Genomic DNA, 19,324 nt, shown 5'->3' on the forward strand with positions numbered 1-19,324 from the left:
ATGAATACGCTTACGTTAACGCCGGGTCATCTGAGTTTTGCGCAGCTTCGCGCCGTCTGGCAGCAGCCAGTGCAACTGCGTCTTGATAGCAGCGCGGTTGACGGTATTAATGCCAGCGTCGACTGCGTGAACAATATCGTCGCCGAGGGGCGCACGGCCTACGGTATCAATACCGGTTTTGGTCTGCTGGCGCAGACGCGCATCGCCACGGAGGATCTGCAAAACCTGCAACGTTCGCTGGTGCTCTCCCACGCGGCGGGTATTGGCGAGCCGCTGGACGACGCGATGGTGCGTCTGATCATGGTGCTGAAAATCAATAGCCTGGCGCGTGGTTTCTCGGGCATCCGCCTGAGCGTGATTGAGGCGCTGATTGCGCTGGTCAACGCAGAGGTCTGGCCGCTGATCCCGGCGAAAGGTTCTGTAGGGGCATCGGGCGATCTGGCGCCGCTGGCGCATATGTCGTTGACGCTGCTTGGCGAAGGGAAAGCCCGCTGGCAGGGGGAGTGGCTTCCGGCGAAAGAGGCGTTGAAAAAGGCCGGACTGGAACCGATCACGCTGGCGGCGAAAGAGGGACTGGCGCTGCTGAATGGCACCCAGGCCTCCACCGCCTTTGCGCTGCGTGGGCTGTTCGAAGCGCAGGCGTTGTTCGCCTCTGCGGTGGTCTGCGGGGCGTTAACCACCGAAGCCGTTCTGGGGTCGCGCCGACCGTTTGATGCGCGCATTCATGCCGCGCGCGGTCAGCGTGGGCAGATCGACGCCGCCGGGCTGTTCCGCCACGTTCTGACGGAGACCAGCGCGATAGCACAGTCGCACCATAACTGTGAAAAGGTGCAGGACCCGTACTCGCTGCGCTGTCAGCCGCAGGTGATGGGCGCGTGCCTCACACAACTGCGTCAGGCGATGGAGGTGCTGCTCGTTGAAGCCAACGCCGTTTCGGATAACCCGCTGGTGTTTGCCGAAGAGGGGGATGTGATTTCTGGCGGTAACTTCCATGCCGAACCGGTGGCGATGGCGGCGGATAATCTGGCGCTGGCGATTGCGGAAATCGGCGCGCTGTCGGAAAGGCGTATCGCGCTGATGATGGATAAACATATGTCGCAGTTGCCGCCTTTCCTGGTGAAAAACGGCGGCGTCAACTCCGGTTTTATGATTGCGCAGGTGACCGCTGCGGCGCTGGCCAGCGAGAACAAAGCGCTGGCGCATCCGCACAGCGTGGACAGCCTGCCGACGTCGGCCAATCAGGAAGATCATGTGTCGATGGCGCCCGCTGCGGGTCGGCGACTATGGGAAATGGCGGCAAACACGCGTGGGGTCATTGCGGTAGAGTGGCTGGCGGCCTGTCAGGGGATCGACCTCCGGGAAGGATTAACCTCAAGCCCGCTGCTGGAGCAGGCGCGAAAAGCGCTGCGCGAGCAGGTGCCGCATTATACTCAGGACCGTTTCTTCGCGCCGGATATTGAGTGCGCGACCGAACTGCTGGCGCGTGGGGACTTGTTCCGGTTATTACCTGATTTCTTGTAAAAAAATGCCGGATGGCGCTGACGCTTATCCGGCCTACGGCGCTGGGTGTCAGGTGCCGCAGGCCGGATAAGACGCTTTAGCGTCGCCATCAGGCAACAACGGCACTTAGCTGAACATTGCGGTAATCGACGCGCTGGCGAGCGAATGGAAATGGACGTTAAAGCCCACCATCGCGCCGCTGGCGCCTGCATCGACATCAATGCGCTCCACATCCAGCGCGTGAACGGTAAAGATGTAGCGGTGCGTTTCCCCTTTCGGCGGAGCTGCGCCGCCGTAGCCTGCTTTACCAAAATCGGTGCGTGTCTGGAGAGTCCCTTCCGGCATCGCCACCAGGCCGGAACCAAACCCTTGCGGCAGTACGCGGGTATCGGCTGGCAGGTTGGCGACAATCCAGTGCCACCAGCCTGAGCCGGTTGGCGCATCGGGATCGTAGCAGGTCACGACAAAGCTTTTCGTACCGGCGGGCACCTCGTCCCAGGCCAGGTGCGGGGAGATGTTGTCCCCGTCATAGCCCATGCCGTTAAACACATGGCGATGGGGCAGTTTTTCCCCGTCGCGCAGGTCGTTGCTGATAAGTTTCATACCGCCTCCATTAATCTACTGATTAGCAAGGAAGTGTAGCCAGAACCGCTACAGCTTACCGCTGATTAATGGATAAAAAATGTTTCATTGCGCACAGCGTCGTTCACCGCCTGCGTCAGACGATGCAATTGTTCCGGCTGGATGATATAGGGCGGCATCAGGTAGATCAGTTTACCAAACGGGCGCACCCAGACGCCTTGCCCGACAAAGAAACGCTGCAACGCCGCCATATTGACCGGGTGCGTGGTTTCCACGACGCCGATGGCGCCGAGTACGCGCACGTCAGCGACCCAGGATGATGCGCGCGCGGGCGCTAATTCCTGGCGTAACTGCGTTTCAATCGTCGCCACCTGCTGCTGCCACTCGCCCGTTTCCAGCAGGGAAAGACTGGCGCAAGCCACGGCGCACGCCAGCGGATTGCCCATAAAAGTCGGGCCATGCATAAAGCAACCGGCTTCGCCGTTGCTGATGGTTTCAGCGACCCGACGGGTGGTTAACGTGGCGGAAAGCGTCATCGTACCGCCGGTGATGGCCTTACCGAGACACAAAATATCCGGCGTAATGTCTGCATATTCGCAGGCAAACAGTTTACCTGTGCGGCCAAATCCGGTGGCGATCTCATCGGCAATCAGCAGAATCCCTTCGCGATCGCACATCTTACGGATGCGGCGAAGCCACTCCGGGTGATACATCCGCATCCCGCCAGCGCCCTGGACAATGGGCTCCAGAATCACCGCCGCAATCTCATGCCGGTGCGCCGCCATCAGGCGGGCAAAGGCCACCATATCCCGCTCGTCCCATTCGCCATCCATCCGGCTTTGCGGGGCGGGGGCAAAGAGGTTTTCCGGCAGATAGCCCTTCCACAGGCTGTGCATTGAGTTATCTGGATCGCATACCGACATCGCGCCGAAGGTGTCTCCGTGATAGCCGTTGCGAAAGGTCAGAAAACGCTGACGAGACTCGCCTTTCGCCTGCCAGTATTGCAGCGCCATTTTCATCGCCACTTCCACCGCTACCGAACCGGAGTCCGCCAGGAACACGCACTCCAGCGCTTGCGGCGTCATCGCCACCAGCTTGCGACACAGGTTGACCGCAGGGGCATGGGTAATGCCGCCAAACATCACATGCGACATGGCGTCAATTTGCGTTTTCATCGCGGCGTTGAGCTGTGGATGGTTGTAACCGTGGATCGCCGCCCACCATGACGACATGCCGTCGATCAGACGGTCGCCGTTGGCCAAAATCAGTTCGCAACCCTCGGCGCGCGCAACCGGATAAACCGGGAGCGGGGAGGTCATGGAGGTATAGGGATGCCAGATATGGCGTTGGTCAAAGGCAAGATCGTCCGTTGTCATAATCGACTTGTAAACCAAATTAAAAACATTTAGGTTTACGAGTCTACACCGAATCAAGAATTAACAACACCCTTTGGAGAGGCCCTATGGCTCACCACCCACGCTGGACATTGTCGCAAGTTACCGAATTATTTAATAAACCGCTGCTGGATCTGCTATTTGACGCGCAGCAAATCCATCGTCAGCATTTCGATCCGCAACAGGTGCAGGTCAGCACGCTGCTGTCGATTAAAACCGGCGCCTGCCCGGAAGACTGCAAATATTGCCCGCAGAGTTCTCGCTATAAGACGGGGCTGGAAGCGGAACGTCTGATGGAAGTGGAGCAGGTGCTGGACTCCGCGCGCAAAGCGAAGAACGCCGGTTCAACCCGTTTCTGCATGGGCGCGGCATGGAAAAACCCGCACGAGCGCGATATGCCGTATCTGGAACAGATGGTGCAGGGCGTGAAGGCGATGGGGCTGGAAGCCTGTATGACCCTCGGCACGCTCAATGAATCTCAGGCGCAGCGCCTCGCCAACGCCGGGCTGGACTACTACAACCACAACCTGGATACCTCCCCGGAATTTTACGGCAATATCATCACGACCCGCTCGTATCAGGAACGTCTTGATACGCTGGACAAAGTGCGTGAAGCGGGGATTAAAGTCTGCTCTGGCGGTATCGTTGGCTTAGGCGAAACGGTCAAAGATCGCGCCGGGCTGCTGTTGCAACTGGCGAATTTGCCGACTCCGCCGGAGAGCGTGCCGATCAACATGCTGGTGAAGGTCAAAGGTACGCCGCTGGCGGATAATGAGGATGTGGATGCGTTTGATTTCATCCGCACGATCGCTGTCGCGCGCATTATGATGCCAACCTCCTACGTGCGTCTTTCTGCGGGGCGCGAACAGATGAACGAACAGACGCAGGCGATGTGCTTTATGGCGGGGGCGAACTCCATCTTCTACGGCTGCAAGCTGCTGACCACGCCGAACCCGGAAGAAGACAAAGATCTCCAGCTGTTCCGCAAACTGGGGCTGAATCCGCAGCAAACGTCGGTACTGGCTGGCGACAACGAACAGCAACAGCGTCTGGAACAGGCGCTGATGACCCCGGATACAGACGACTATTACAACGCGGCAGCAGTATGACCTGGCAGCAAAAAATCGACGATGTGCTTACGGCGCGTCGTTCTGCCGATGCGTTGCGTCGCCGCTATGCGGTGACGCAGGGGGCAGGGCGTTGGCTGGTGGCTAACGAACGCCAGTATCTGAATTTCTCCAGCAATGACTACCTCGGTTTAAGTCACCATCCGCAGATTATTCGCGCCTGGCAACAGGGTGCGGAGCGCTTTGGCGTCGGCAGCGGCGGCTCCGGCCACGTCAGCGGCTACTCCGTGGCGCATCAGGCGCTTGAAGAGGCGCTGGCAGGCTGGCTTGGCTATTCGCGGGCGCTGCTGTTTATCTCTGGCTTTGCGGCGAATCAGGCGGTTATCGCCGCGCTGATGGCGAAAGACGATCGGATTGTCGCGGACCGTCTCAGCCACGCCTCATTGCTGGAAGCGGCAAACCTCAGCCCGGCGACGCTTCGCCGCTTTACCCACAACGATCCTCAACACCTGGCGCGCCTGCTGGACGCCCCGTGCGGCGGGCAGCAACTGGTGGTGACAGAGGGCATATTCAGTATGGACGGCGACGGCGCGCCGCTGGCGGAGATCCACCGTGTCGCACGGCAGCGTAACGCCTGGCTGCTGGTGGATGATGCGCACGGTATTGGCGTTACGGGCGATGAAGGGCGCGGAAGCTGCTGGCGACAGCAGGTCAAACCTGAGCTGCTGATTGTGACGTTTGGCAAAGGCTTTGGCGTCAGCGGGGCGGCGATTCTCTGCTCTGAAAGCGTTGCGGATTATCTGTTGCAGTTTGCCCGCCATCTGATCTACAGCACCAGTATGCCACCGGCCCAGGCGCAGGCGCTGAGCGCGGCGCTGGCGGTGATCCGAAGCCCGGAAGGCGCAGATCGCCGGGAAAAACTGGCTGCGTTAATTCAGCGCTTCCGTTCGGGCGTTAAGGCCAGCGATTTTACGCTGGCAAATTCGCACAGTGCGATTCAGCCGCTGATTGTCGGAGACAATGCGCGCGCGTTACGGCTGGCGGATACTCTGCGGGAGCAGGGATGCTGGGTGAGCGCGATCCGACCGCCTACCGTTCCGGCCGGTACTGCCCGATTGCGCCTGACGCTCACTCAGGCGCACGAAACGCAGGATATTGATCGCTTACTGGAGGTGCTGGATGGCGCAGGTTGATAAGCAGGCGATTGCAGCCGCGTTTGGGCGCGCCGCGTCGCATTATGAACAGCACGCTGAACTGCAACGCCAGAGTGCGGACGCGCTGTTGGCGCTGCTGGCAGGGCGCGAATGTGCGCACGTTCTGGACGCCGGTTGTGGGCCTGGGCGGATGAGTCGCTTCTGGCGAGAGCAGGGATGCGAGGTCACGGCGCTCGATCTTTCGGCGCAAATGCTGGATGAGGCGCGTCGTCAGCAGGCTGCTCACCATTACCTTGCGGCGGATATCGAAGCCATCCCGCTGGCGGCGGCGCGGTTTGATTTGGCATGGAGCAACCTGGCGGTGCAGTGGTGCGGCGACTTGCGCGGCGCGCTAAGCGAACTGTATCGCGTGGTGCGTCCTGGCGGCGTGGTGGCGTTTACCTCGCTGGCGCACGGATCGCTGCCGGAACTGCGTCAGGCCTGGCAGGCGGTAGATAACCGGGGGCATGCCAACCATTTTTTGTCGCCGGAGACGATCGGCAATGCAATGCACGGCTGGCGCGTCCGTCAGCAGATCCAGGCGATCACCCTGTGGTTTGATGATGCGCTCAGCGCGATGCGTTCGCTTAAAGGCATTGGGGCGACGCATCTGCACGAGGGGCGTGAACCGCGCGTGTTAACGCGTTCGCAGTTGCGACAGTTACAGTTGGCCTGGCCGCAGCAACAGGGGAAATATCCGCTGACGTATCAGCTTTTTTTGGGAGTCATTGAACGTGATTAAACGGTATTTTGTCACCGGGACGGACACTGAAGTCGGAAAAACGGTCGCCAGTTGCGCCCTGTTACAGGCTGCCGCGCAGAGCGGCTTTCGGACGGCAGGCTACAAGCCCGTGGCGTCGGGCAGCGAGATGACGGCGCAGGGGCTGCGCAATAGCGATGCCCTGGCGCTACAGCGCAACAGCACGCTGACGCTGGCCTATGAAGCGATCAACCCCTACACCTTTGCGGAACCGACCTCGCCGCACATTGTGAGCGCAGAGGAGGGGAGACCCGTTCAGGCCTCGGTGATGTCCGCCGGTTTACGCGCGCTGGAACGGCAGGCCGACTGGGTGTTAGTGGAAGGGGCGGGCGGCTGGTTTACTCCGCTTGGCGAAACGCTGACGTTTGCCGACTGGGTTGCGGCGGAGCACCTGCCGGTGATTCTGGTGGTGGGCGTGAAGCTTGGGTGTATCAATCATGCCATGCTGACGGCGCAGGCCGTGCAGCAAGCCGGGCTGACGCTTGCCGGGTGGGTAGCCAATGACGTGACGCCGCCCGGAAAGCGCCATGCGGAATACATGGCGACGCTAACGCGGGTGATTACGGCTCCTCTGCTGGGCGAAATCCCCTGGCTTTCCGGGAAGGCGGAAAGCGCATCGACAGGACAATATCTCGATCTGACGCGCCTGAAGGCGGTGTAAAACGGGTGAAAATGCGAGCAGGATCTCGCCTGCCGCCCGCGTTTCGTTAGCTGATAAAAATCAAAAAAAAGCGATAATTTTTTTTTAGCCCCTCATCAAGGGGCGTCCGCGCGATTTTGCCAGGCGGCAGTCCATACGGGCTGGACGCAGTTATCCACCATTCCTGTGGATAACCTTGTGTATTAGAGTTAGAAAACACAACGTAAGCGAGAGAAGACGCGGCCTGCGACTAAATTGATGCGAAAGGCGTCTTAAGTAAATAGTGCTTATGAAACAATTTGTTAGATAAAAGCAATGGCTGTAAGGAAAGTGTCACGGGTTGCCACAAATCTTTCATCACACATCTTGACAAGTGTTAAAAAAGTCTTTGGTTTGGGGATAACCGCATCTCACTGGTTTTTTATCTCGTCAGGGTCTACATTTTACGTCGCAATGCCGGGTGTTATCCCTTATTTGAGTAATACCTTAAGTCGCCACTGTTTTTTCATCCAGTATATTTTGCTGGCAATATTAGCGGCTCCGGGTAAAATTAGTGTCCTGCCCGCCCATTCCTTCAGGTAGCTGCCCATGAGTAAACCGTTCAAACTGAATTCCGCTTTTAAACCTTCAGGCGATCAGCCGGAGGCGATACGTCGTCTGGAGGAAGGTCTTGAAGATGGTCTGGCGCACCAGACGCTGTTGGGCGTAACGGGATCAGGGAAAACGTTCACCATCGCCAATGTGATTGCCGATTTACAGCGCCCGACGATGGTGCTTGCGCCCAATAAAACGCTGGCGGCCCAGTTATACGGCGAAATGAAAGAGTTCTTCCCTGACAACGCGGTGGAATATTTCGTCTCTTACTATGACTACTATCAGCCAGAGGCGTATGTGCCCAGCTCCGACACCTTTATCGAAAAAGATGCGTCGGTGAACGAACACATAGAACAGATGCGGCTGTCGGCGACCAAGGCGCTGCTTGAGCGGCGGGACGTTGTGGTCGTGGCTTCGGTTTCCGCTATCTACGGTCTGGGCGATCCCGATTTATACCTGAAGATGATGCTGCACCTGACGGTGGGGATGATCATCGATCAGCGCGCTATCCTGCGCCGTCTGGCGGAGTTGCAATATACCCGCAACGATCAGGCCTTCCAGCGCGGCACTTTCCGCGTACGCGGCGAGGTCATCGACATCTTCCCGGCGGAGTCTGACGATATTGCGCTGCGGGTTGAGCTGTTTGATGAAGAGGTTGAACGTCTGTCGCTGTTTGACCCGCTGACCGGGCAGGTTGAATCGACTATCCAGCGCTACACCATCTACCCGAAAACGCACTACGTTACGCCGCGCGAGCGCATCGTACAGGCGATGGAGGAGATCAAAGACGAACTGGTGGACAGACGCAGGATCATGCTGGAAAACAATAAGCTGCTGGAAGAACAGCGCTTAACCCAGCGTACGCAGTTCGATCTGGAAATGATGAACGAGCTGGGATATTGCTCGGGGATTGAAAACTACTCCCGCTACCTTTCCGGGCGCGGGCCTGGCGAGCCGCCGCCGACGCTGTTTGATTATCTGCCTGCCGATGGCCTGTTAGTCGTGGATGAATCTCACGTCACGATTCCGCAAATCGGCGGGATGTTTCGTGGGGACAGGGCGCGCAAAGAGACGCTGGTGGAGTACGGTTTCCGTCTGCCGTCAGCGCTGGATAACCGTCCGCTAAAATTTGAAGAGTTTGAAGCGCTGGCCCCGCAAACTATCTACGTTTCCGCCACGCCGGGCAACTATGAGCTGGAGAAATCCGGCGGCGAGGTGGTGGATCAGGTGGTGCGTCCCACCGGGCTGCTGGACCCGATCATTGAAGTTCGGCCAGTGGCGACGCAGGTTGATGATCTGCTCTCTGAGATCCGCCTGCGGGCGGCGATTAACGAACGTGTGCTGGTGACGACGCTGACCAAGCGAATGGCGGAAGATCTTACCGAATATCTCGAAGAACACGGCGAGCGCGTACGTTACCTGCACTCGGACATCGATACCGTTGAACGTATGGAAATCATTCGTGATTTGCGTCTGGGCGAGTTTGACGTGCTGGTGGGGATCAACCTGTTGCGAGAAGGGCTGGACATGCCTGAGGTCTCGCTGGTGGCGATTCTGGACGCAGACAAAGAAGGCTTCCTGCGTTCAGAGCGTTCGCTGATTCAGACCATCGGCCGTGCGGCGCGTAACGTCAACGGGAAGGCGATCCTCTATGGCGATAAGATCACCCCGTCGATGGCGAAAGCGATAGGCGAAACCGAACGTCGTCGCGAGAAACAGCAGTTATACAACGAAGAGCACGGTATCGTTCCGCAGGGGCTGAATAAGAAAGTGGTCGATATTCTGGCGTTGGGTCAGAACATCGCGAAAACCAAAGCGAAGGGCAAAGGGAAGTCCCGCGCAGCGGCGAAATCGGGTGTGGTTGAGATGGATATGACGCCGAAAGCGTTGCAGCAGAAAATTCATGAGCTGGAAGGCCAGATGATGCAGCATGCGCAAAACCTGGAGTTTGAAGAAGCCGCAGAGATTCGCGACCAGCTGCATCAGCTACGTGAGCTGTTTATCGCGGCGTCATGACGATGCCGGATGGCGACGTAAAGCGTCTTATCCGGCCTACGGTTGTTCCGCCTGTTGTGTGTAGGCCCGGTAGGCGAAGCGCCACCGGGCAAATCTGAATACGCTTACCCTAACGCCTGTATCGCTTTCTCCAGCGCGTTATGCAGCAGCTGTCGGTCATGGCGATACGGAATATCGCTGGCTTCCAGCACTTCCTGAATCACAATCCGGCCCGTCACCGCCGAGGCATCCACTTTCGGGCCAACCACAATGGCGTCGATAACCTGTTTCCCGACGTATTGCTCCATAATCGCCAGTTTGTCGACAAGCGTTAAGCTGGCGGCGGGCAGACTCAATTCGCGCCCCAGATTACCGATATAGACCATCGGCGCCGGAGTACGGCGCAGCGCCTGCGCCAGCTCATCAAGCAGCAGAATCGGCATCAAACTGGTGTAGAAACTTCCGGGGCCAATCAGAATCAAATCGGCTTCGCTAATGGCCTGCACCGCTTCCCGGGTGGTGGGGACTTTCGGTGACAGCATCAGCTCCTGCGGCGGGGTCGCCAGTTGATCGATATTCACCTCGCCGTATACTTCATGCCCCTGATCGTCGATGGCCATCAGGTCTACCGGCAGCTCCGACATAGGGATTAAATGCGCATCCACCTTCAATAAGTTGCGAATTAAATTTATCGCTTCGAGAGGCCGCACGCTCAGGTGATCCAGCGCCTTTAACATCAGATTTCCGAGGTTATGGCCGGAAAGTTCACCATTACCGCCAAAACGGTACTCAAACATCGCCGACGCGACGCTGGGTTCGGTAATTAACTGGTTCAGACAGTTGCGCATATCGCCCCAGGCGATTCCCCCTTCAGAGCGGCGAATACGGCCTGTGGAACCCCCGTTATCGGTGGTGGTGACAATACCGGTCAGGCGTGAGCCTAATGAAGAGAGTGAAGAGAGAACGCGTCCTAATCCATGCCCTCCGCCGAGAGCGACAACACGATCCAGGTCTGCCAGCGTACGATTGCGCATACAAATTCCTAATATCAGAGGTACTGCGCTACAGTAGCGCAAATAGCGCCTTTTCAGCAATTAGCCAACGAACAACGATGGAAAATAAATCCATCCCCTCTACCTCTTTCGGATAGGGTTAGCCTGATGGCTAACTGATGTATATCAATGCAAAAGTGTGATTTTTGCTTATTCTGTAGCGAAATAGCACGATCATGACGCTATATACATGATTATATAGCGTAAAGTGGGAATGGCAAAAATGCTATTTACACGCTAGTATCGGCATAACCACCTTTTTAAGCGATGCTTAAAAAGACACTCTAGCCTCTACGCCTGTGTCAAATTGATATGGTGTTTTGGCCGTGACAAGCCTCGAAAGAGTTTGCCACCAGGGCGCAGGAAGAAATGACTCCGCCTCCCGTATTTGGAAAGGTGTACATGGCCTCACAACTTACCGATGCTTTCGCACGTAAGTTTTATTACTTACGTCTGTCGATTACTGATGTGTGTAACTTTCGTTGCACATACTGCCTGCCGGATGGCTACAAGCCTGGCGGTGTCACCAATAACGGCTTTCTGACCGTCGATGAAATTCGCCGTGTGACGCGCGCGTTTGCCAGTCTGGGCACCGAAAAAGTGCGCCTTACCGGCGGTGAACCGTCGCTGCGTCGCGACTTTACCGACATCATTGCCGCCGTGCGTGAAAACGACGCGATTCGCCAGATTGCGGTGACCACTAATGGGTATCGTCTGGCGCGTGATGCGGCGAACTGGCGCGACGCGGGTCTGACGGGCATCAACGTCAGCGTCGATAGCCTCGACGCCCGTCAGTTTCACGCCATTACCGGGCAGGATAAATTCCAGCAGGTGATGGCGGGTATTGACGCCGCGTTTGACGCCGGTTTCGCAAAGGTCAAAGTGAACACCGTGTTGATGCGCGATGTGAACCATCATCAACTGGACACCTTTCTCGCCTGGATTCAGGCACGCCCCATTCAACTGCGCTTCATTGAACTGATGGAGACGGGAGAGGGGAGCGAACTCTTTCGTAAACACCATATTTCTGGACAGGTGCTGCGTGATGAACTGCTGCGTCGCGGTTGGATTCATCAGCTGCGCCAGCGCAGCGACGGCCCGGCGCAGGTTTTTTGTCATCCTGACTATGCCGGTGAAATCGGTCTCATCATGCCGTATGAAAAAGATTTCTGCGCCACCTGCAACCGTCTGCGCGTTTCCTCGGTCGGTAAACTCCATCTTTGCCTGTTTGGCGAAGGCGGCGTAAGCCTGCGCGACCTGCTGGAAGACGATGCACAGCAACATGCGCTGGAAGAACGCATTTCAGCCGCGCTGCTGGAGAAAAAGCAGACCCACTTCCTGCACCAGAACAATACCGGTATTACGCAAAATCTATCGTACATAGGCGGTTAACGCCTTAACGGACAAGGAGTTTTTATGAGTCAGGTAAGCGCTGAGTTTATCCCTACCCGCATTGCTATTCTTACGGTTTCCAGTCGTCGCGGCGAAGAAGACGACACTTCCGGTCATTTTCTGCGCGACGCCGCGCTGGAAGCAGGGCATCAGGTTGTGGACAAAGCCATCGTTAAAGAGAACCGCTACGCCATTCGCGCGCAGGTTTCCGCGTGGATCGCCAGCGATGACGTTCAGGTGGTGCTCATCACCGGCGGCACCGGGCTGACCGATGGCGATCAGGCGCCGGAAGCGTTACTGCCGCTCTTTGATCGCGAAGTCGAAGGGTTTGGCGAAGTGTTCCGCATGTTGTCGTTTGAAGAGATTGGCACATCGACCCTGCAATCGCGCGCGGTGGCCGGCGTTGCCAACAAGACGCTGATTTTTGCGATGCCGGGCTCCACAAAAGCGTGCCGCACCGCCTGGGACAACATCATCGCGCCGCAGCTTGATGCTCGCACACGCCCGTGTAACTTCCACCCACATTTGAAGAAATAAGTATGTCGCAACTGACCCATATTAATGCCGCTGGCGAAGCGCACATGGTGGACGTCTCCGCCAAAGCGGAAACCGTACGTGAGGCGCGCGCCGAAGCGTTTGTGACGATGCGCAGTGAAACGCTGGCGATGATTATCGACGGCAGTCACCATAAGGGCGATGTTTTCGCGACCGCGCGTATCGCCGGTATTCAGGCGGCTAAACGTACCTGGGAGCTGATCCCGCTGTGCCATCCGCTGTTGTTGAGTAAGGTCGAAGTGCAATTGCAGGCGGAGCCTGAACACAACCGGGTACGCATTGAATCGCTGTGCCGCCTGACGGGGAAAACCGGCGTGGAGATGGAAGCGCTGACTGCCGCTTCCGTGGCAGCATTGACGATCTACGACATGTGCAAAGCGGTGCAAAAAGATATGGTGATTGGCCCGGTGCGCTTGCTGGCGAAAAGCGGCGGTAAATCTGGCGATTTTAAGGTGGATGCGCATGATTAAGGTTCTGTTTTTCGCTCAGGTGCGTGAACTGGTGGGAACGGATGCGTTAGAGGTCGCCGCCGATTTCCCAACTGTAGAAGCGCTGCGTCAGCATCTGGCGGCGCAAAGCGATCGCTGGGCGCTGGCGCTGGAAGACGGCAAGCTGCTGGCCGCCGTCAATCAGACGCTGGTCAGTTTTGAACATCCGCTGACGGCGGGTGATGAAGTGGCCTTTTTCCCACCGGTGACAGGAGGCTGAGATGGCTGAAACGCGAGTGATCGTTGGCCATGCGCCGTTCAGCGTCGGGGAGGAGTACCCCTGGCTGGCGGAGCGTGATGAAGATGGCGCTGTCGTAACCTTTACCGGTAAAGTCCGTAATCATAATCTGGGCGACAGCGTTAAAGCGCTGACGCTGGAACATTACCCGGGGATGACGGAAAAAGCGCTGGCGGATATCGTGGACGAGGCGCGCTCGCGCTGGCCGCTGGGGCGCGTGACGGTGATCCATCGTATTGGCGAACTGTGGCCGGGCGATGAGATTGTCTTTGTCGGCGTAACCAGCGCGCACCGTAGCAGCGCGTTCGAGGCCGGGCAATTCATTATGGATTATCTGAAAACCCGCGCGCCGTTCTGGAAGCGTGAAGCGACGCCGGAAGGCGAGCGCTGGGTGGAAGCGCGCGATAGCGATCGGCAGGCGGCAAAACGCTGGTAGCAGAATGTGATACCCTTATTCAGGGGTATCACTTTTAATCAGGAGATCATCATGGACCGATTCCCACGATCCGATTCTATCGTACAGACCCGTTCCGGCCTGCAAACGTATATGGCGCAGGTATATGGCTGGATGACGGTTGGGCTGCTGCTGACCGCATTTATCGCCTGGTATGCAGCGAATACGCCTGCGGTGATGATGTTTGTCTTTTCCAGCAAAATCACCTTCTTTGGCTTGATTATCGCCCAGCTTGCGCTGGTTATTGCGCTGTCGGCAATGGTGCAAAAACTTAGCGCCGGGATGGCGACCACGCTGTTTATGCTCTATTCGGCGTTGACGGGCCTGACGCTGTCGAGCATTTTTATCGTTTATACCTATTCGTCTATCGCCAGCACGTTTGTCGTGACCGGCGGGATGTTTGGCGTGATGAGCCTGTATGGCTACACCACGAAACGCGATCTCAGCGGCTGGGGCAGCATGCTGTTTATGGCGCTGATCGGTATCATTCTGGCATCGTTGGTCAACTTCTGGCTCAAAAGCGAAGCGTTGATGTGGGCGGTAACCTATATCGGGGTGGTTGTCTTTGTCGGCCTGACCGCCTATGACACGCAGAAGCTGAAAAACATTGGCGAGCAGATTGATGTTCGTGACAGCTCGACGCTGCGGAAATACTCGATTCTCGGCGCGTTAACGCTGTATCTGGACTTCATCAACCTGTTCCTGATGCTGCTGCGTATTTTCGGTAATCGCCGTTAATTGGCGTGAACGCTGTATCCGGCCTACAGGTTAGGCCGGTAATACACCTGATAAGCAGCAAATAACCCGTCACTTCGCTAAGGCTTTCTCGTTTTTCGCCCGCAGCTTCTTTGCCCGACTTTCCAGCAGCAGATAGCAAATCAACGCCAGCAATAGCGGAATAAAATAATAGAGCACACGCCAGGCGAGCAGGGCGGCGATAATGGTGCCTTGCGACGTATGCTCACCCGCCAGCAGCGCCATAAACACGGCTTCCAGAACGCCGATCCCGGCCGGGATATGCACGATCACTCCGGCAATACTGCTCACCAGCAGCACGCCAAGTACAAAGAAATAATTAACGTCTTGCCCCATCAGCAGCCAGATAATGGCGCCCATCACCATCCAGTTAGCGCTGGAAATCCCCATCTGCGCGAGGGCGAATTTCCATGACGGAAGCATCAGCTTTTGGCCTTTAATCGTGATATGACGCCGTTTCGCAAAGGCGCAAAACCACAGGTAGACGGCTATCACCAGCAACAACACAATACCGAGAATGCGCAGCGTATTTTCATCGATATACCAGTGGGCCGGGAGTTGCACGACGCCGAAGGTAAAAATAATTCCGCCCAGCAGAATATAGCCCAGCCAGTTGGTGGTAATGCTCAGCGAAAAAATACGCGTGATGGTGCTCCCCGGTAAGCCGAGGCGGGAGTACAGACGGTAGCGCATACCGATTCCGCCGACCCAGGTGCTTAACGTCAGATTGAAGGCGTAACAGATAAACGACACCAGCATGACCTGCCGCTTCGCCAGCTTGTGGCCGCAGTAAAAGCGTCCCAGCAGATCGTAGCAGCCGTAAAGAAGGTAGCTGACAATCACCAGTCCAACCGCGCTCAACAGCGCAATCCGGTTGTAATCCCGGATCACCGTCCAGACATCTTCCCAGTTGACCTTTCCGGCATAAATGACCAGCAGGACAATCACCGCAATAAAAAACAGCCAGGTGAGGATCTTTTTCGCCAGCCGCCATCGCGGGTGTGATGTTGACATCAGGGCTTCACCCCCGTGTTTTCCGCTTCGACCCGATCCTGCGTTTCCATCGTCGGTTGAGCGGGCGGTTCAACCTGCGCCAGATGCGGCGTGTGCGCCGGCAGCCAACCGACCAGCGCCGGGAAGTGACGCAGGAAGTGGAACGCCAGCACGCTTTTGCTCAGATTCCACCAGGTGCGCTTCGGTAGCATAGACTCGTCCACCTGCTTGCAATCATTGGCGATAATGGCGTTCAGGTTGTCGCGCAGCGTCTGGTTAAACGTGCGGTCATGAATAATGACGTTTGCTTCAAGGTTAAGCGACAGACTGAGCGGATCGAGGTTGCTGGAGCCGACGGTCGCCCAGTGATCGTCCATCAACGCCACTTTGCCGTGCAGCGGGCGACGGCGATATTCATAGACATGGACGCCGCCTTTCACCAGATAGTTGTACAGCAGACGCGCGCCGACTTTGACGATGGGCATATCGGGTTCCCCCTGGATCACCAGTTTTACCCGCACGCCGCGTCGGGCGGCTTTGCGCATGGCATGCAGCAGGCGATAGCCGGGAAAGAAATAGGCATTGGCGATAATCACTTCACGTTTCGCCTGCGTAAGCATCTTCAGATAGTGACGTTCAATATCGTTGCGATGTTCATCATTATCGCGCCAGATAAACAGCACCTGCGCTTCGCCGGGTTTCCGGTTTTCTTCGGCGCGATGATGGCGTCGCCACCAGCGGCGCGCGGCGCTTTGCCCCGGCAGGTTTTTCAGCTCAAACTGCAAAATATCCTCCACGACCGGCCCCTCGACGCGAACGGCGTAATCCTGTTTGGCTTCCGGGCCGTAATCGGACATATGTTCTGCGGAGTAATTCAGCCCGCCGACAAACGCGACCCGATCGTCAATAACCACGATTTTACGGTGCATACGGCGAAAGAGGTTGGTGCGCATGCCGAACAAGGGAGGACGCGGATCGTAATAGCGGAAGATTATCCCCGCTGCGGTCAGTTCCCCGACAAACGCCTCGCTGAGGTCAGGTGAGCCGTAGCCGTCTAACAGCACTTCCGCTTTTACGCCGCGTCTGGCCGCTTTAAGCAGCGCCGCGTGTAGCTGCTTACCTACGTCATCTTCAAACCAGATGAAGGTTTCCAGGATGATCCTCTGCTGTGCCTGCGCGATGGCGTCAAACACGGCGGGATAGAACTGGTCGCCGTTTTCCAGTAGCTGAATCTGATTGCCTTCACGCCATCCACATTTCATAGATGTATCTCCGCGCTAAGAGGGGCATGGTCAGATAAATGTCGCCAGTTACGCAACGGCAACGCCGCAGGAGAGCTGGCATTGGCATTCTTGACGTATATACGATCGAGTCGCAGTATCGGCAGCCTGACCGGAAAGGTGCGCGCCGGGCGGCCATGCGCGCGGGTGAAGATCTCCTCCAGCCCCGCAGACGCTTTTAACGGATAGTTGGCTTTCTGCCGCCAGTCGTTGAAATCCCCGGCGACCACCACGGGTTCGGATTCGGGAAGGGCGTTAACCCATTCAACCAGCATATCCAGCTGCGCCTGGCGGTGGCCTTCCCGTAAGCCGAGATGCACGCACATCACATGAATTGGCTGAGCCAGCATCGGCGGAACAATACGGCAATACAGCACGCCGCGTTTTTCACTGCCGCCGACGGAGACATCGCGATTTTCATAGTGTTCAATCGGATAGCGCGACAGTACCGCGTTGCCGTGATGCCCTTCCGGGTAGACGGCATTACGACCATAGGCGAAATCGCTCCACATGGTGTCGGCAAGAAATTCGTAATGGGTGGTATCAGGCCAGTTCTCGACGTGCAGCGGATGAACTTCATGCGCGCCCATCACTTCCTGGAGGCAGACAATATCCGCGCTGACGGTTCTGACGGCGTCGCGCAGCTCCGGCAGAATAAAGCGCTTATTAAAGGCGGTAAAACCCTTATGCGTGTTAATTGTGAGCACTTTGAATGAAAAATTTCGCGTTTGTTGGATCATTTTCTTCCTGTCCGCGTCACTATCCTGATTGAAATAGTGTAGTCGTCGTCACAAAAAGATGCGGTCTTACGGAATTTTCCGTAAAGTTCGGTACTCTGAATAATTAGATAAAAATCCTTCAGGAGAAAAAGCCATGAGGTGGCAACAACGTGTTCGTGTCGCAACGGGTCTTAGTTGCTGGCAGATAATGTTGCATTTACTGGTAGTGGCGCTGCTGGTAATGGGCTGGATGAGCGGCGCTTTAGTCCGTGTCGGCCTGGGATTATGCGTGCTTTATGGCGTGACGGTGCTGCTGATGCTGGCGTTACAACGCCACCACGAACAGCGCTGGCGCGACGTTGCGGATGTGCTGGAAGAGCTGACGACCACCTGGTATTTCGGCGCCGCGATGATTGCCCTGTGGCTGCTGTCCCGCGTACTGCACAACAACCTGCTGTTGGCGCTGGCTGGGCTGGCGATCCTTGCCGGGCCTGCTGTGGTTTCGCTGCTGGCGAAGGAGAAAAAGCTACATCACTTTGCGTCTAAACATCGCATACGCCGCTGACCCCGTTGTGGCCGTGATCACCAGTAGCGGCCACAAACTCCCCCAGATGATCTTCAGACTCGCATCTTTCAAATAAATCTGCTTGGTGATGTCCGTAAAATGGCGGATAGGGTTTATCCACGTCAGATTTTGTAGCCATACCGGCATGTTCTCGACCGGAGAAACATATCCCGATAGCAGGATAGCAGGCATCATAAAGACGAATACGCCGATGAAAGCCTGCTGTTGGGTGGAGCAGAGTGACGAGATTAACAAGCCAAATCCAACCAGCGACAGCCCGTAAATCACCATTGTGAAGTAGAACAGCGCCAGCGAACCGGCAAAGGGGATGTGGTACGCCCAGATGCCAATAGCCAGTACGATCGTGGCCTGAAAAGTGGCGACAATCAGCGCGGGCACCGCTTTACCGATGAAAATTTGCCAGGTGGTGAGAGGGGAAACCAGCAGTTGATCCAGCGTACCCTGTTCACGCTCGCGGGCAACGGAAAGCGAGGTGACGATCATGACGCCTATTGTGGTGATCATGGCGATCAGGGACGGCACCACAAACCACTTATAGTCCAGATTCGGGTTGTACCAGTTGCGTACCACCAGCTCACTGTTGTTGGGCTTGGGTTTGCCCTCTATCAGCTCCTGCTGATAATCCTTGACGATCTGCTGGAGATAATTGGCGGAGATTTGCGCGCTGTTGGAGTTACGGCCATCAAGAATGAGCTGTAGCGGCGCGGGCTGGAGGTTATCCAGGTGACGGGAAAAATCGGCCGGAAAGCGCACCAGCAGCAGCGCTTTTTGCGTGTCGATCGTCGGCTGGATTTCCTGCGGGCTTTTTAGCAGCAGGATATGGGTAAACGCTTTGGCGCGCGCGAACCGTTGCGTCAGCTCGACGGCATGTTTGCCATTATCTTCGTTATAAATGGCAATGGTGGCATTGGTCACTTCCAGCGTGGCGGCAAAGGGAAACAGCAGCACCTGGATCAGCACCGGTAAGATCAGGATCGCGCGGGTCTGCGGCTCGCGTAACAGCGATTGCAGCTCTTTGCGGATTAATGTCCACAGGCGATGAAACATGTTTCTCTCCCTTATGCATGCCATGCCGGATGACGGCGG

Annotated in this window: 20 protein-coding genes and 1 riboswitch; of the genes, 13 read left to right on the top strand and 7 right to left on the bottom strand. The window is 56.9% G+C overall.

Going from position 1 to position 19,324, the window contains the following annotated elements; translation table 11 throughout:
* Positions 1-1,521 carry a histidine ammonia-lyase gene (gene hutH, locus OGX84_RS19005; RefSeq protein ID WP_012133205.1) on the top strand — a complete coding sequence of 507 codons (1,521 nt, stop codon included), beginning with the start codon at positions 1-3 and terminating at the stop codon, positions 1,519-1,521.
* 105 nt (positions 1,522-1,626) lie between these two features.
* On the opposite strand, the gene OGX84_RS19010 is transcribed toward hutH, so the two are convergent.
* Positions 1,627-2,103 (bottom strand): kinase inhibitor, encoded by a 477-nt coding sequence (locus OGX84_RS19010; protein WP_049010068.1) that lies wholly within the window; start codon positions 2,101-2,103, stop codon positions 1,627-1,629.
* Between the two features lie 65 nt (positions 2,104-2,168).
* Positions 2,169-3,458, bottom strand: a complete 1,290-nt coding sequence (bioA, locus tag OGX84_RS19015) for an adenosylmethionine--8-amino-7-oxononanoate transaminase (protein ID WP_286458292.1) — start codon at positions 3,456-3,458, stop codon at positions 2,169-2,171.
* An 86-nt stretch (positions 3,459-3,544) separates the two neighbouring features.
* On the opposite strand from bioA, the gene bioB reads away from it, so the two are divergent.
* The 5 genes from bioB (at position 3,545) to uvrB (ending at position 9,746) form a co-directional block, all read left to right on the top strand.
* A complete protein-coding gene (gene bioB / locus OGX84_RS19020) occupies positions 3,545-4,585 on the top strand; it encodes a biotin synthase BioB (RefSeq protein WP_012133202.1) in 1,041 nt (346 codons plus the stop codon).
* On the top strand, positions 4,582-5,736 hold the full coding sequence (gene bioF / locus OGX84_RS19025) for an 8-amino-7-oxononanoate synthase (RefSeq protein WP_286458294.1): 1,155 nt from the start codon (positions 4,582-4,584) through the stop codon (positions 5,734-5,736). Before bioB ends, bioF begins: the two co-directional genes overlap by 4 nt.
* Positions 5,723-6,478: a malonyl-ACP O-methyltransferase BioC gene (gene bioC, locus OGX84_RS19030; protein WP_047457995.1), complete on the top strand. Its 756-nt coding sequence runs from the start codon at positions 5,723-5,725 to the stop codon at positions 6,476-6,478. The genes bioF and bioC overlap by 14 nt, the downstream gene beginning before the upstream one ends.
* Positions 6,471-7,157: a dethiobiotin synthase gene (bioD, locus tag OGX84_RS19035; protein ID WP_214143430.1), complete on the top strand. Its 687-nt coding sequence runs from the start codon at positions 6,471-6,473 to the stop codon at positions 7,155-7,157. The genes bioC and bioD overlap by 8 nt, the downstream gene beginning before the upstream one ends.
* 567 nt (positions 7,158-7,724) lie before the next feature.
* Positions 7,725-9,746 (top strand): excinuclease ABC subunit UvrB, encoded by a 2,022-nt coding sequence (uvrB, locus tag OGX84_RS19040; RefSeq protein WP_047457991.1) that lies wholly within the window; start codon positions 7,725-7,727, stop codon positions 9,744-9,746.
* Between the two features lie 104 nt (positions 9,747-9,850).
* On the opposite strand, the gene yvcK is transcribed toward uvrB, so the two are convergent.
* On the bottom strand, positions 9,851-10,759 hold the full coding sequence (gene yvcK / locus OGX84_RS19045; protein WP_024130513.1) for a uridine diphosphate-N-acetylglucosamine-binding protein YvcK: 909 nt from the start codon (positions 10,757-10,759) through the stop codon (positions 9,851-9,853).
* A gap of 286 nt (positions 10,760-11,045) precedes the next feature.
* A riboswitch (molybdenum cofactor riboswitch) is annotated at positions 11,046-11,192 on the top strand.
* On the opposite strand from yvcK, the gene moaA reads away from it, so the two are divergent.
* From moaA to OGX84_RS19075, 6 genes are all read left to right on the top strand, one after another.
* The gene (gene moaA, locus OGX84_RS19050) at positions 11,180-12,169 is read left to right on the top strand and encodes a GTP 3',8-cyclase MoaA (RefSeq protein ID WP_024130512.1); all 990 of its coding nucleotides are present in this window, start codon (positions 11,180-11,182) and stop codon (positions 12,167-12,169) included. It overlaps the preceding riboswitch by 13 nt.
* Before the next feature lie 24 nt (positions 12,170-12,193).
* Positions 12,194-12,706 carry a molybdenum cofactor biosynthesis protein B gene (gene moaB / locus OGX84_RS19055; RefSeq protein ID WP_047457988.1) on the top strand — a complete coding sequence of 171 codons (513 nt, stop codon included), beginning with the start codon at positions 12,194-12,196 and terminating at the stop codon, positions 12,704-12,706.
* Between the two features lie 2 nt (positions 12,707-12,708).
* Positions 12,709-13,194 (top strand): cyclic pyranopterin monophosphate synthase MoaC, encoded by a 486-nt coding sequence (moaC, locus tag OGX84_RS19060; protein WP_012133192.1) that lies wholly within the window; start codon positions 12,709-12,711, stop codon positions 13,192-13,194.
* Positions 13,187-13,432: a molybdopterin synthase sulfur carrier subunit gene (gene moaD / locus OGX84_RS19065; RefSeq protein ID WP_012133191.1), complete on the top strand. Its 246-nt coding sequence runs from the start codon at positions 13,187-13,189 to the stop codon at positions 13,430-13,432. The genes moaC and moaD overlap by 8 nt, the downstream gene beginning before the upstream one ends.
* A gap of 1 nt (position 13,433) precedes the next feature.
* Positions 13,434-13,886: a molybdopterin synthase catalytic subunit MoaE gene (moaE, locus tag OGX84_RS19070; RefSeq protein ID WP_058668823.1), complete on the top strand. Its 453-nt coding sequence runs from the start codon at positions 13,434-13,436 to the stop codon at positions 13,884-13,886.
* Between the two features lie 51 nt (positions 13,887-13,937).
* On the top strand, positions 13,938-14,642 hold the full coding sequence (locus OGX84_RS19075) for a Bax inhibitor-1/YccA family protein (RefSeq protein WP_024130511.1): 705 nt from the start codon (positions 13,938-13,940) through the stop codon (positions 14,640-14,642).
* Between the two features lie 69 nt (positions 14,643-14,711).
* Here the strand turns inward: OGX84_RS19075 and OGX84_RS19080 are convergent, their stop codons facing one another.
* From OGX84_RS19080 to OGX84_RS19090, 3 genes are read right to left on the bottom strand one after another with little or no spacing between them, the layout of a single operon-like run.
* Entirely contained in the window at positions 14,712-15,674 is a 963-nt protein-coding gene (locus OGX84_RS19080; protein WP_047457979.1) for a lysylphosphatidylglycerol synthase domain-containing protein, read from the bottom strand.
* Positions 15,674-16,915: a cardiolipin synthase ClsB gene (clsB, locus tag OGX84_RS19085; protein WP_198448335.1), complete on the bottom strand. Its 1,242-nt coding sequence runs from the start codon at positions 16,913-16,915 to the stop codon at positions 15,674-15,676. Before clsB ends, OGX84_RS19080 begins: the two co-directional genes overlap by 1 nt.
* Complete coding sequence (locus OGX84_RS19090; RefSeq protein WP_012133186.1) at positions 16,912-17,673, bottom strand: endonuclease/exonuclease/phosphatase family protein; 762 nt, start codon at positions 17,671-17,673, stop codon at positions 16,912-16,914. Before OGX84_RS19090 ends, clsB begins: the two co-directional genes overlap by 4 nt.
* Positions 17,674-17,806: 133 nt before the next feature.
* On the opposite strand from OGX84_RS19090, the gene OGX84_RS19095 reads away from it, so the two are divergent.
* A complete protein-coding gene (locus tag OGX84_RS19095) occupies positions 17,807-18,217 on the top strand; it encodes a YbhQ family protein (RefSeq protein WP_024130510.1) in 411 nt (136 codons plus the stop codon).
* On the opposite strand, the gene OGX84_RS19100 is transcribed toward OGX84_RS19095, so the two are convergent.
* Positions 18,179-19,285, bottom strand: coding sequence for an ABC transporter permease (locus OGX84_RS19100; protein ID WP_286458296.1), 1,107 nt, complete (start codon positions 19,283-19,285; stop codon positions 18,179-18,181). The genes OGX84_RS19095 and OGX84_RS19100 overlap by 39 nt on opposite strands.
* Positions 19,286-19,324: the final 39 nt, after the last annotated feature.

Origin of the sequence: Citrobacter sp. CK202, assembly GCF_030333225.1 — a bacterium.
In the GTDB taxonomy this organism is placed as follows: Bacteria; Pseudomonadota; Gammaproteobacteria; order Enterobacterales; family Enterobacteriaceae; genus Citrobacter_B; species Citrobacter_B koseri.